Genomic DNA, 12,926 nt, shown 5'->3' with positions numbered 1-12,926 from the left:
TCTAAATTTTAATATATTATTAAATTATTCTTTTTTAATAGAACTTGATAAAATCATAAACCTTCCTGCGGCTAAGGTCGTATTTCACACTAAACACACAAGACCCACAGCTAAAGCTTTGGTACCACAGTTAATAAGACAAATAGCTGAATTGCCAGACAAGGATAGCTTATGTTAGCCGGAGACGCCGGTAACACATTTAAAGACTAGTGTTAAGTAGCAAAGCAATGCGGTATGACCTGAAAAGGTAGTATGTGAAGATGGAAATTGTGAAGCAGTGTAGAATACCAACGTTTACTTATGACCCCAAAAAGTACTCAACCAAATGAATAAATATAAACACTATTATAGCTTTAACAGGTTTCTTCTGTTAGCCTTAGATGCTACTCTTATCGCCTTCGCTTTTAAGTTCTCTAACTTCGTTAGGTACGGAGACCTTGAGCTGGACTATCAGTACAATATCTTTTTCGTGTTGTTCGCCTTGGTATGGTGGATCGTTTCTGGCTTCTCTAACTTTGTGTTAAGGATAGATGGTATTCTGCCTGTAAGCAAACGCCTAGGTAACCTGATCAACACATTTGTATTGCATGCTCTTATCTTGGCAAGCTGTATTGTGATATTTAATTTGGAGCAACTGTCAAGACTCCTGCTGCTTTATACTTATGCATCTACCGTAATGCTTATCGGTTTCAGCCGTCTGATTATGTTTCAGGTGGGTCGATACTTTACCAACTCCGATATGGCGCACACGCGTTATGTAATAGTTGGTTCGGGGCCGGCAGCCGCTTCGCTGCACCAGTCGCTGAGCAACAACGATGAGATCGGGACTAAATTTATGGGCTTTTTTGATGATGAAGCCGATATGAGTAGCCCGTACAGCAGCCAGGTGCGCGGCGGTATAGAAGAACTGAAAGACTACTGCCTGCAGCACAGCATCGACGAAATCTATTATACCAAACCTCTTACCGATGAAGCTCAGATTAACGAGCTGACAGAGTTTGCCAACGATAACTTTATTTACCTGCGCCTTGTGCCTGATTTCAGTGCCATTGTTAAAAAGGATGTAAGTGTATACTTCTACCACAACATTCCGATGCTGAGCGTGCGTAACGAGCCATTGGAGCTTGCCTCTAACCGTGTGATCAAGCGTATATTTGATGTGGCTTTTTCACTTGCAGTAATTCTGCTGATTTTCCCGATCCTGTTCCCAATTATCGCTCTGCTGATTAAGCTGGAATCCAAAGGACCGATTTTCTTCAAGCAGTTGCGCCCAGGCAAAAAGAACAGGCTGTTTGTTTGTTATAAATTCCGCACAATGCGTGTGAACAATAACACTGAGCTTCAGGCAACTAAGAACGACCCGCGTATCACCCGCTTCGGTGCCTTCATGCGCAAGACAAGTTTAGACGAACTGCCACAGTTTTTCAACGTACTGTTAGGAGACATGTCAGTTGTAGGGCCGCGCCCGAACCTGGTGTCGCAGTTGGACCAATACTCAAAAGTAATCTCTAAGTATAAAACGCGTCACTTTGTAACTCCTGGTATTACAGGTTATGCGCAAGTAAGCGGTTTCCGTGGTGAGACTAAAGAAATACACCTGATGGAGAAGCGTGTAGAGTACGATGTGATGTACATGGCCAAATGGAGTTTTATGATGGACATGAAAATTATCTTCCTTACTGTCTGGAACATGATTAAAGGCGAAAAGAATGCTTACTGATACTATACAAGTTAAATCTATTACTGCCGAGCCACCTATAAAAGAGAAGCGCCAGCTTCTCGGCTCCCTTATCTCGGCAGGCTCTTTTGAAGATTTTGTGAACCACGTATTCTGGCTCACCGACCATAAAGACTCCTCCTATGTATGTTTTGCCAATGTGCACATGCTGATGGAGGCAAAGCAGGACAAAGAGTTTCAGGACCTGCTGAACAACGCAGACATCGCCGCGCCAGATGGTGGGCCACTGTCTAAGCTTATGAAGCTACTGTATGGCAAGCACCAGGACCGCGTACCCGGAATGGACTTAATGCCACGGCTGTTAAAAGAGGCGGAGCAAAGAGGGAAATCAGTGTTTTTTTACGGCTCTACAGATCAGGTTTTGGAGGCCGTTGTAGCAAAAACAAATGCTGATGTGCCAAATCTGCGTGTAGCGGGGCACTATTCGCCGCCATTCCGGAAGCTAACTCAGATTGAGGATGCCGCTATCACTGACATGATCAATAACTCAGGTGCAGACTTAGTGTTTGTTGCCCTGGGCTGCCCTAAGCAGGAACGTTGGATGGCTGATCATAAAGGTCAGGTGAAAGCCTGTATGCTCGGAGTAGGACAGGCTTATATGACGTATGCCGGTTTGGAGAAGCGATTGCCTAAATGGGCTCGTGATTTAAGTTTGGAGTGGACGTATCGCTTATGGCAGGAGCCAGGCCGCCTCTGGAAACGCTATTTGGTAACCAACAGTAAGTTTTTATTAGAAGTAGCCAAAATGATGCTTTTAAAGCGCAGCCGCAAAATGCAGCTGACAAAGTAAAGTATAAGTTAAGTTAAAGTATGAGATGGAGGAGGTTTACAGAGCACCGATATCGTCATAAACAGGCTTATAGCCGCTACCGACGGGCAGTTGTACAATTCTACAGCATGATCGGGTGTGCCAGAAAACGATCCCGGTCACTTCACCTCCCATACAAACAAAATTGTTTCTCGCGCTACGCTGGTGTAAAAACAGCCCATCCTGCAGTAGCCAAAGTATAGACTCCCACACCCAGATTTCCTTTGCTTCGGAAAAGTACTTTTTTACTAAAACAAAATATATAGATCTCCGTATTTTCTACCAAACCTGTTGCAAAAGCGGTACAAAATTTCAGTGCCACGATAATCCTGAGTTATACCCTTAACCCTTTACAAAAATAGATGAAAGCAGTTATACTTGCCGGTGGCTACGGTACAAGAATAAGCGAAGAAAGTGGTGTGCGCCCAAAACCCATGGTAGAAGTAGGCGGAAAGCCGATCCTGTGGCACATCATGAAAATATACTCCCACTATAACATTAACGAGTTCGTGATTTGCTGTGGTTACAAAGGCCACATGATCAAAGAATACTTTGCCAATTACTTTCTATACAACTCCGATGTTACCTTCGATATGCGCAAAAACAGCATGGAGGTGCATAAAAACAATACAGAATCTTGGAAGGTAACGCTGGTGGATACCGGCGAGGGCACCATGACAGGTGGCCGTTTAAAGCGCGTGAAAGATTACGTGGGCGACGAGACCTTCTGCCTGACTTATGGCGACGGTGTAAGCGATGTAAATATTGCAGAAGCCGTAGAATATCATAAAGCGCAGGGTACAAAAGCTACCCTTACTGCAGTGCAGCAACCAGGCCGATTCGGAGCCTTTACACTTTCCGGCGAGGCTACCAAAGTGCCTCAGTTTAAAGAGAAGCCTACTGGAGGCGACATGCCTTGGATTAACGGCGGTTTCTTTGTGCTGGAGCCAAGCGTGTTTGATTACATAGAGAATGACAGTACTATTTTTGAACGCGGCCCATTAGAGTCTTTAGCTGAAGAAGGAGAGTTGTCTGCTTACCGCCACCGTGGTTTCTGGCAGCCAATGGATACCCTGCGCGACAAGCATGTGCTGGAAGAGTTATGGCAAGGCGGAAACGCTCCCTGGAATGTATGGCATAAAATGCTTTCCGGGGTTGTGAACTAAGCTCCTCTTTCTCATCAGAACCCAACTCCCTTTACTTACTATATACATATCATCCCAATGAAAATATTAATAACCGGAAATATGGGCTATGTAGGGCCCGGTGTGGTGGAACAACTGCGTGCTGCATACCCAGAGGCAACCTTGGTAGGCTATGACATGGCTTATTTTGCATCTTGCCTAACCAACGCTCCTATACTTCCTGAAAGCCGCCTTGATATGCAACTCTATGGTGATGTGCGCACGATGCCTGCCGAAGTGCTGCAAGGTGTGGACGCCGTAGTGCATCTGGCTGCTATTTCTAACGACCCAATGGGTAAGAAGTATGAAGACGTGACGATGGAGGTAAACTACAAGTCTAGCGTTAGAATAGCTGAGATGGCCAAAGCCGCCGGTGTAAAAAACTACGTTTTCGCCTCTAGCTGCAGCATGTATGGTGCTGCTTCGGAACTGGCTAAAACAGAAGATTCTGAGCTGAACCCGCTTACAGCCTATGCCCGCTCTAAGGTGGCTACAGAAAAAGAGCTGATGCCTTTGGCCGGAGATGGCTTTACCATAACTTGTCTGCGTTTTGCTACCGCCTGCGGCATGAGCGACCGCCTGCGCCTGGACCTTGTACTGAACGACTTTGTGGCAGGAGCAGTGGCTACAGGTAAAATCAACATTTTAAGCGATGGAACTCCTTGGCGCCCGCTTATTCATGTAAGAGACATGGCACGCGCTATAGAATGGGCCGTAACCAGACAAGTATCCAACGGCGGTGAGTACCTGGCGGTAAACACCGGCACCAACGAGTGGAACTACCAGGTATATGAGTTGGCAAATGCTGTGGCAGAGCTGATTCCGGGTGTAGATGTATCTGTTAACAAAGATGCAGCTCCTGATAAGCGCTCTTACCGCGTAAATTTCGACCTTTTCAAACAACTTGCTCCTAACCACCAGCCGCAGTATACTTTAGTGCACGCCATCCAGGAGCTGCACGAAGGTTTAAAGGCTATGGAGTTCAGAGACGGAGACTTCCGCAACTCGTTGTTGATGCGCCTGATGGTGCTTAATAGCCTGCAGGAAACCCAGAAAATTAACGAGCAGCTGCAGTGGCAACGAAACAGCTCGAAGGTAGCCGAAACAGAATTAGAGACAGCTTAAGCAAAACGTATGATCTTTACAGAAACCAAACTCAAGGGAGCTTTCATAATTGATGTAAAGCGCATTGAGGATGAACGCGGCTTTTTCGGGCGCTCTTTTTGCCAGAACGAATTTAAGGAGTACGGTCTGACAAATGATATCAGGCAGACAAATGTATCCTACAATAAAAAGAAAGGTACCTTGCGTGGTATGCACATGCAGCTGGCACCTAACGAGGAAACTAAACTTGTGCGTTGTACCCGTGGTGCCATCTACGATGTGATCATCGACATGCGCCCGGACTCTGAAACCTATAAGCAGTGGATTGGTGTGGAACTTACAGCGGATAATTACCGCATGTTGTTCGTGCCGGAAGGCTTTGCGCATGGTTTCATTACGCTGGAGGATAATACAGACGTAACTTACCAGGTAACGGAATTTTATACGCCAGGGGCTGAAAAGGGCATCCGTTGGAACGACCCCGCTTTCAACATACAATGGCCTATTGAGCCGGAAGTAATATCAGAAAAAGATCAGGCTCACCCGGATTTCACGGCTGAGCAGGAAACAAACAAAGGAAAGCTGCTGGTGTAAGGCCGGCAGCTTTTGCTTATTCAACTTAAAATTTATACTTGTATATGATAATTGTAGATACAGCCTTGGCCAAGCGCCATGCTGAAGGCAACCCTGTTCGCGTGGCCATGGTAGGAGCCGGATTTATGGGCCGCGGCATTGCCTTGCAAATCTGTAAATATACCCAGGGGATGGAGCTTGTAGCCATCTCAAACCGCACCCTAGATAAAGCAAAGCTTGCTTATAGCCAGGCAGAGGTAGAGGGCGTGCAGGAGGTTTCGTCTTTGTCCGAGTTGGAAGAGAATATCCGCCAGGGCAAATATAGCGTTACAGAAGATGCGATGCTGCTTTGCCAGGCAGAGGGCATCGACGCTGTAATTGAGGTAACAGGCGCTGTGGAATTCGGTACGCATGTAGCTATCAAAGCCATTCAGAACGGCAAGCACATCATTATGATGAATGCCGAGGTGGATGGTACCATCGGGCCGATACTGAAAGTATACGCTGACAAAGCAGGTGTGGTATTCACCAATGCCGATGGCGACCAGCCGGGCGTAACCATGAACCTGTACCGCTTTGTGAAAGGCTTAGGCGTAAAACCGGTGCTGTGCGGCAACATCAAAGGTTTGCACGACCCATATCGCAACCCAACCACGCAGGAAGGTTTTGCTAAGAAATGGGGGCAGCAGCCGTCTATGGTTACTTCTTTTGCAGATGGAAGCAAAATTTCGTTTGAGCAGGCTATTATTGCCAACGGAACCGGTATGCGCGTGGCAAAGCGCGGCATGCATGGCCCAACCGTTTTAAGCGGCACTTCGCTCAAAGATTGTGTGCATGATCTGTATCCGCTCGAGGATCTGACAGATGGACCGGGAATTGTGGATTATGTGGTAGGCGCTGAGCCAGGGCCGGGCGTTTTTGTACTTGGTACCCATGATAACCCAATTCAGCAGCACTACCTTAACCTGTATAAGCTAGGCGAAGGGCCTCTATATCTGTTCTATACGCCTTACCACTTGTGCCATTTTGAGGTGCCAAACACAGTGGCTCGCGCGGTGCTGTTTAACGATGCTGCCCTTACACCAATGGGTGCACCGCAGGTAGCAGTGGTATCAGCCGCTAAAATTGACCTGAAGGCAGGTGAGGTAATAGACGGCATCGGACACTACATGACGTATGGCCTCTGCGAAAACGCAGACACCACGGCTGCTGAAAGGCTGCTGCCTATAGGCGTGGCGGAAGGCTGCGTGCTGAAGCGTGATATCCCGAAAGATCAGGTAATAACATATGATGATGTGGTGATGCCGGAAGGCCGTTTGGTAGACCAGCTGCTTCAGGAGCAGGCTGCCTACTTTGCAGCTACAGATGAAGAAAGCCGTAACAAAGCCCTCAAGCAACTATACAAGGCTGAAGCTTCAGTATAAAAGATAAATCTCAAGCTAAACCATTTTACCGCGCATCGCAAACCCTAGGTAGCGGTGCGCGGTTTTTTATATCATGAGCACAACCGACATAGTAGGCATTATACCAGCCGCCGGGTTAGGCTCCAGGCTAGACCCCATACCTTGCAGCAAAGAACTTTTCCCGATTGGGTTTGAGACCCACCCGGTGCACGGTAAACCACAGCCCAAGGTTATATCGCAATATTTGCTGGAGCATATGCGCAGAGCCGGGGCGCAGCAAGTATACTTTATACTTCGTAAAGGGAAATGGGATATACCGAACTACTATGGCGACGGTAGCCAGTTAAAGCTGCAGCTGGCTTACCTCATGATGCAAAAACCATACGGTAGCCCTTACTCTGCAGACCAAGCTTATACTTTTGTGAGGCAGCAGCGGGTTCTGTTTGGCTTCCCGGATATACTTTTTGAGCCTGATAACACATTCGAACGCCTGCTGCAGCGGCAGGAGCAGACCAAGGCCGATGTGGTGCTAGGTTGCTTTCAGGTGCCTTACCCAAATAAGTGGGATATGGTGGAGCTGGACCAGAACGGCGAGGTGAAAACCATACTTCCAAAACCAAAGGAATCGGACCTAACATACGGTTGGGCAGTAGCCTGCTGGGGGCCGCGCTTCACCGAGTTCATGCATACTTACCTGCAGCAGGTGGAGGAGCAAATACATACTTCCGGCCAGGAACTGAGTGTGGGGGAGGTGGTGCAAGCGGCCATTAGAGAGGGTTTGCTTGTACAGAGTGTTTGCTTCGAAAACGGCACCTGCCTTGATGTGGGCACGCCTGAAGACCTTCAGAAAGCTGTTCGTTCCTTATCCTGATTATTTCTACTATATGCGCGTACTTCAGATTCATAATTTTTATAAACAGGCCGGCGGCGAAGATACTGTGTTTGAGCAGGAAGCGCAGCTGCTGCAGGCAAATGGGCATACTGTAGAGCAGCTTACCTTTACGAACAACAATGTTAAAAGTATAAAAGACAAGCTGCAGGCGGCGCTTGGTGTAATATACAATATCCAGAGTGCAGATATCATCCGTAACCGGATTCTGACATTTAAGCCGGATGTGGTGCATGTGCATAACTTCTTTCCGCTGGTGTCGCCGGCTGTTTTTGAGGTATGCCATAAGTATAAAGTGCCCGTGGTGATGACGCTGCATAACTACCGACTGATCTGCCCAAGTGCTGTTTTATACTATGACGGGAAGGTGCAGCTGGAGAATTTACAGCAGGTTTTTCCTGTTAAAGCTATTTTAAAAGGCGTTTACCGTGGCTCTAAAATAGAAACAGCATCTGTGGTGCTTGCAACCGGCGTGCATAAGCTGCTGGGTACCTGGCGTAATAAGGTAAATAAATTTATTGCGCTTACACCAGGTGCGGCAGATCTCTTTCTGCAATCTTCTCTCAATCTAAAACCGGAGCAGCTAAGTATAAAACCAAACTTTACTGCAGACCCAGGAGTGGGGGCTGCCGTCCGGGAAAACTACTTTTTGTACCTAGGCAGGCTGACAGAGGAGAAAGGCATCAGAACCCTGCTGAAAGCACACGCAGCAAAACCTTTTCCGCTCCGGATAATTGGTACTGGGCCGCTGCAGGAGCTGGTGCAGGAGTACGCAGCTAACAACCCTTCAGTAGAATACTTAGGTTACCGCCAACGCGAAGAGGCTATGGAGCAGCTTAAAAAGGCGCGGGCACTTATTTTTCCGTCGGAGTGGATGGAGACGTTCGGGATGACAGCTGTAGAAGCCTTCGCGACAGGTACGTCGGTAATAGCTGCAAAAATAGGCGGTGGCGCGCACATTGTGCAGCATCAGCAAAACGGCCTGCATTACACCCCCGGAAATGCGCAGGAACTTTTAAAACAAGTAGACATGCTGCAAAAGCTGCCTGATCTGGCTCTCTCCTTAGGGTTACATGCGCGCAAATGCTATGAGCAGTTCTATACGCCAGAGGCAAACTGCAAAATGCTGCTACAGGTTTATGAACAGGCAATTGGAGCAAAACAAAAGCCTGCCTCTGCAACCATGGCAGCCGAGGCAGGCTTGTAAGCTTAGCGAGCGCTAGATATTTCTTTAGGCGACTTTAACCTTTTTCGATTTATCAGCTTTCATCTGTTCTAGTATATACAGCACTTTATCGGTTTCCACCTGCAGGTGCTCCCGCTGCCCCTGGTCGGCGTTGCGTACGTGTTTGTTGCCTTTACAGATGATATACTCATAATCCAGGTCAATTTTAGTGGCGATATCGTAAAAAGGCTCAATAACAAACCCTTCATTAAAGATCTCGATCATCTTGGTGCCTGGCTTACAGAAAAACATACTGATTAAACCCGCACCGGTGGCCCCAAGTACAACTTTGGCCTTAGAGAACAGTTTGATCTTCTCTTTTATACTTAACTCGCTTGATACAACAGTTTTGAAACCATAAGGCTGAAGTTCTTCTAGTAGTTCTTTTTCATTCAGTACATTTCTGATTTTAGAGTCGGAACGGCTGATATACAAGTATGGACTTTCAGGTGTAATCAAGTCTGATTCTTCCTCTGCATAAGGCATAAACGATTCCTGCACATAGTCACAGAGCCATTTCGGTATTAAAGTATGATTGCCTCGCGGTGCCGTGGATGCAATAATGCAGTCAGCCGCAATATGCGGGTGCTTGTCGCCTTCAATAATCTTATCCACTGGTATGCCTAGCAGCTCCAGCGTCTCAGTCTGAAAGCTATACCTTGTACTAGGCACATAAAACCAGTCTACTTTATCATAAAGGCCGCTTTCGCGAAGCAGGTGCAGGCGCGGCAGCACATCCAGAAACCAATGGCCGATGTTGTTTATACCTGCGCCGCCGGTAAGCATCGAGAATACAGTGCCCTTAAACCTAACCGGTGTGCTAAAGTATCGTTGCTCAAATATATTATTCAGATTTGGCTCAGAAACCTTGCCTCCTGAAAGGCTCAAAGAAACGTTCTCAACCAATTTATTGTACTGGGATACCACAGCCACGCTACTCTCGTTATCGGTGAAAATGCGCCCGTTAGGTACTTCTACCACCATATAATCCGTTTGGACCTTCTTCTTAGGTTTCCAGTATTCTGAACAAGCTTCAAACAGATCATCTGAAATATTCAGTTCGGTAGTCAGGTTAGGGTATATCGGATGTACTCTTATCTCACGGGAGTTATTGGCGCTTAGCTGCTCCAGGTTAATTCGGCAAACATCGCCCGGACGGTACTGCGTATTGTGAGGGATGATCCTTCCTAAAATCTTCTTCAGTCTTTTTGTCCCCTTGTTATAGTAAGCTTTCATGGGCGTGGGTGTATATAGGTATTACGGGTTTTAAATTTTAGCACTGGTTATTCTTCTTTTAAATTAACCAGTAGTTTTTCATCTTTATTTTGAGGCGTTGCCTGTAACTGTGCCACTGTAGAGTGCCTGGTTAGTAGTTGTGCGGCCACTTTTACCGCTACTGCGTTCCAGTGCGCGTCATCCACAGGGTATAGTTTAACCTGTTTCTGCTCATACAGCTCATTGAAAGCAGGTTGCAGGTCTACATACTCTACGCCTTTCTCATCGAGGCGGCGCAATAGGCGCGGCAAAAAAGTTGCTTCTTTTTGAGAGGGCAACAGTTTGTGATAAATATTTTCTTTATTGGGTATCGGCAGGAATACAAAATGTATGCCCCGCTCCTGTAAGGCATTACGGTAGCCAACAAGCACTTCAGCAATATAATCCAGCTCCTCTTCAGAGAAGTCGCGGTTAGCGATTTCACCTTCCATAAAAAACTCGTTATTGTAGCTGATATACTCTTTTCTACCTGCTGCGCGGTCCATTTCGGCCAGTGTACGGCGGTACAGCCCCAGCTTGGATATACGGTCGGCGGTAACGGCAACAGAGGTTAAAAAAGAGGAGGAGTTGATGAGGTTACCGGTAAAATTTCTGATTTTGGAGTTGAGGCCGTTATCGCCAACCGGAGGCAGCTCCGGTACGCGGCGCTCTATGCTCGACACAATGACTAGCTTAGGCGGATTCTCCTGAAAGCGATCTGTGGCCAGAAAGCGGTTCATGGTAGCCGGTGCAAATGAATACACATCGCGGCCCAGTTGCTGCTCCAGCACCTCGGCCAATGTTTCATCCTGCGATAATTTGGCACCAGTAATGTTGGAGTCCCCGATCAGCAGCACATCGTTTTTTGTGTCGCGGTTGCGGTAGCCGTAGGTGTCTGTGTACCATTCTACCTGCCGTTTCTGAGCATAGGGTGTGCGTGGCGCCAGTTCACCTTCTTCTTCCATCTGCATGTGCACATTCGGGTAAAACGGGCCGGACATTACCCGCATCGTGCTAACCGAGATTGTCTCCCAGATTCTGAAGGTGAAGAAATTCATGGGAAGAACGAATACCTCTATGAGCGGCCAAAGTATAAACGGAAGCGCAAGTAAGGTAAGCTTACCAAGCAGCCGCTTTACACCTTTATGTTTTATATCTTTTGTCATATTTTCTTAAAACTGAAAATAGATAAACTCCTGATGACCGAATTGCCCAAAAAGAAGCACCGCGATAATGGCAGCGTAATAAATGCCCCAGCGCACCCAGACAGGGCGCTGCAGGATAAGCTGCGAAACACTTCCGTTACGTTGTATAAGATGTACGATTTCCATGAGCGCAATGGCTAAAACAGAAACTGTAAAAACTTTAAACCCTTGATCCATAAATACATCATGGCTCCAGTCTAAGGCAAATACTTGCGCGGGGCTGGTAAGCACGGAGGCACTCTGGCTTACAATGAAAAAAGCATCGGTTATACTGTTCGCTCTAAAGAATATCCAAGAAAAGCAAACTAGGAAAAACACGGTAAGTACCTGCACCCACTTATACAACTGCGGGTTGCGGTTAAGGCCGATTCGCTGCACCAGGGCATTTCGTTTTTGTTTGGTCATCATACCGAATATTTGGTAAATGCCGTGCAGCGCTCCCCAAACTACAAAAGTCCAGCTGGCTCCGTGCCAAAGGCCACTTACCAGGAACACTACAAACAGATTGTAATACCAGCGCCACTTCACGACGCGGTTACCGCCCAAAGGTATGTACAAATAATCGCGGAACCAGGTGGAGAGCGAGATATGCCAACGGCTCCAGAACTCAGGTATAGATTTGGCAAAGTATGGACTGCGGAAGTTCTCCATCAACCTGAAACCCATTACTTGAGCGGCTCCGATGGCAATGTCGGAGTAACCGGAGAAGTCGCAGTAAATCTGGAAGGCGAAGAAAACCGTGGCAATGATATGTGAGATGCCGTCGAACTCTGTGGGGTTGTTGTAAACCTGGTTCACCATAAGCGCCAGGTTATCAGCAATAACAATTTTCTTGAAAAAGCCCCAAGCCATGCGGCGCAAACCAGCCACCACACGGTTGTAGTTAAACTCATGGCCTTGGTGTAGCTGCCCCAGCAGGTTGCCGGCACGCTCGATGGGGCCTGCCACCAGCTGCGGAAAAAAGGAAACGAAAAGCGCAAATACACCCAGATGGCGCTCTGGTTTGATACGCCCGTTGTACACATCTATACTATAACTCATCGTCTGGAAAGTATAGAAGGAAATACCCATCGGCAGCAGCAGCTCAAAGGCGGGCATGGCGTAAGGCACATCCAGGGCAAGGGCTAACTCTCGTGCGCTGTCGTTAAAGAAATTGTAGTATTTAAACAGAAGCAACACGCCCAGGTTAGCTAAAAGGCTCAGGTAAAGCCATGGGCGTCGCTTGTCTTTGTCTTCGTCGGGGTAGCGGCCCATCATGCGGCCACAGGTGTAGTCAATCGCAGTAGAAGCAATTAAAATGAGCGTGTAAGCTGGCTTCCAGGACATGTAGAAGTAGTAGCTGGCAAGCAGCAGTATCAGCCATCGGCGGTTAAAAGGCGTCAGGAAGTATAGGGTAACTACTACCGGAAAGAAGATGAAAAATTCAGTAGAGTTAAAAAGCATACATTGTCCGTTTTATAAGGGTGGTTATGTCAGGCAGCATCAGATGCATTATGCTTCATGGGGTGTAAGTGGGGTCGCTTTACTTTAGGAACGATGGAAC

Annotated in this window: 11 protein-coding genes; 8 read left to right on the top strand and 3 right to left on the bottom strand. The window is 47.3% G+C overall.

The window, feature by feature from the left end:
• Window positions 1–325 precede the first annotated feature (325 nt).
• From Q1B04_RS12670 to Q1B04_RS12635, 8 genes are all read left to right on the top strand, one after another.
• Entirely contained in the window at window positions 326–1,720 is a 1,395-nt protein-coding gene (locus tag Q1B04_RS12670) for an undecaprenyl-phosphate glucose phosphotransferase (RefSeq protein WP_299759245.1), read from the top strand.
• The gene (locus Q1B04_RS12665) at window positions 1,710–2,528 is read left to right on the top strand and encodes a WecB/TagA/CpsF family glycosyltransferase (RefSeq protein WP_299759243.1); all 819 of its coding nucleotides are present in this window, start codon (window positions 1,710–1,712) and stop codon (window positions 2,526–2,528) included. Before Q1B04_RS12670 ends, Q1B04_RS12665 begins: the two co-directional genes overlap by 11 nt.
• Window positions 2,529–2,908: 380 nt before the next feature.
• Window positions 2,909–3,712, top strand: a complete 804-nt coding sequence (rfbF, locus tag Q1B04_RS12660; RefSeq protein ID WP_299759241.1) for a glucose-1-phosphate cytidylyltransferase — start codon at window positions 2,909–2,911, stop codon at window positions 3,710–3,712.
• 57 nt (window positions 3,713–3,769) lie between these two features.
• Window positions 3,770–4,855, top strand: a complete 1,086-nt coding sequence (locus Q1B04_RS12655) for an SDR family oxidoreductase (protein WP_299759239.1) — start codon at window positions 3,770–3,772, stop codon at window positions 4,853–4,855.
• A gap of 9 nt (window positions 4,856–4,864) precedes the next feature.
• On the top strand, window positions 4,865–5,428 hold the full coding sequence (gene rfbC, locus Q1B04_RS12650; protein WP_299759237.1) for a dTDP-4-dehydrorhamnose 3,5-epimerase: 564 nt from the start codon (window positions 4,865–4,867) through the stop codon (window positions 5,426–5,428).
• A gap of 44 nt (window positions 5,429–5,472) precedes the next feature.
• A complete protein-coding gene (locus Q1B04_RS12645) occupies window positions 5,473–6,831 on the top strand; it encodes a Gfo/Idh/MocA family oxidoreductase (protein ID WP_299759235.1) in 1,359 nt (452 codons plus the stop codon).
• A 73-nt stretch (window positions 6,832–6,904) separates the two neighbouring features.
• On the top strand, window positions 6,905–7,681 hold the full coding sequence (locus tag Q1B04_RS12640) for a sugar phosphate nucleotidyltransferase (RefSeq protein ID WP_299759233.1): 777 nt from the start codon (window positions 6,905–6,907) through the stop codon (window positions 7,679–7,681).
• Complete coding sequence (locus Q1B04_RS12635) at window positions 7,602–8,906, top strand: glycosyltransferase (RefSeq protein ID WP_299759231.1); 1,305 nt, start codon at window positions 7,602–7,604, stop codon at window positions 8,904–8,906. Before Q1B04_RS12640 ends, Q1B04_RS12635 begins: the two co-directional genes overlap by 80 nt.
• 24 nt (window positions 8,907–8,930) lie before the next feature.
• On the opposite strand, the gene Q1B04_RS12630 is transcribed toward Q1B04_RS12635, so the two are convergent.
• Genes Q1B04_RS12630 through Q1B04_RS12620 form a run of 3 tightly spaced genes read right to left on the bottom strand, consistent with a single transcriptional unit; the run spans window position 8,931 to window position 12,826 of the window.
• A complete protein-coding gene (locus Q1B04_RS12630; protein WP_299759229.1) occupies window positions 8,931–10,160 on the bottom strand; it encodes a glycosyltransferase 61 family protein in 1,230 nt (409 codons plus the stop codon).
• 47 nt (window positions 10,161–10,207) lie between these two features.
• Window positions 10,208–11,344, bottom strand: coding sequence for a hypothetical protein (locus Q1B04_RS12625; protein ID WP_299759227.1), 1,137 nt, complete (start codon window positions 11,342–11,344; stop codon window positions 10,208–10,210).
• 6 nt (window positions 11,345–11,350) lie between these two features.
• Window positions 11,351–12,826 (bottom strand): MBOAT family O-acyltransferase, encoded by a 1,476-nt coding sequence (locus Q1B04_RS12620; protein WP_299759225.1) that lies wholly within the window; start codon window positions 12,824–12,826, stop codon window positions 11,351–11,353.
• Between the last annotated feature and the right edge of the window lie 100 nt (window positions 12,827–12,926).

It is taken from the genome of uncultured Pontibacter sp. (genome assembly GCF_947495565.1).
Lineage (GTDB): Bacteria > Bacteroidota > Bacteroidia > Cytophagales > Hymenobacteraceae > Pontibacter.
The sequence above is the reverse complement of the archived record's forward strand: the minus strand, read 5'-3'. Positions and strand labels throughout refer to the sequence as shown.

What these genes read in the sequence shown, in the direction of transcription:
- Q1B04_RS12670 (WP_299759245.1), top strand. Translation starts at nt 326, where the DNA reads ATGAATAAATATAAACACTATTATAGCTTTAACAGGTTTCTTCTGTTA.
- Q1B04_RS12665 (WP_299759243.1), top strand. Translation starts at nt 1,710, where the DNA reads ATGCTTACTGATACTATACAAGTTAAATCTATTACTGCCGAGCCACCT.
- rfbF (WP_299759241.1), top strand. Translation starts at nt 2,909, where the DNA reads ATGAAAGCAGTTATACTTGCCGGTGGCTACGGTACAAGAATAAGCGAA.
- Q1B04_RS12655 (WP_299759239.1), top strand. Translation starts at nt 3,770, where the DNA reads ATGAAAATATTAATAACCGGAAATATGGGCTATGTAGGGCCCGGTGTG.
- rfbC (WP_299759237.1), top strand. Translation starts at nt 4,865, where the DNA reads ATGATCTTTACAGAAACCAAACTCAAGGGAGCTTTCATAATTGATGTA.
- Q1B04_RS12645 (WP_299759235.1), top strand. Translation starts at nt 5,473, where the DNA reads ATGATAATTGTAGATACAGCCTTGGCCAAGCGCCATGCTGAAGGCAAC.
- Q1B04_RS12640 (WP_299759233.1), top strand. Translation starts at nt 6,905, where the DNA reads ATGAGCACAACCGACATAGTAGGCATTATACCAGCCGCCGGGTTAGGC.
- Q1B04_RS12630 (WP_299759229.1), bottom strand. Translation starts at nt 10,160, where the DNA reads ATGAAAGCTTACTATAACAAGGGGACAAAAAGACTGAAGAAGATTTTA.
- Q1B04_RS12625 (WP_299759227.1), bottom strand. Translation starts at nt 11,344, where the DNA reads ATGACAAAAGATATAAAACATAAAGGTGTAAAGCGGCTGCTTGGTAAG.
- Q1B04_RS12620 (WP_299759225.1), bottom strand. Translation starts at nt 12,826, where the DNA reads ATGCTTTTTAACTCTACTGAATTTTTCATCTTCTTTCCGGTAGTAGTT.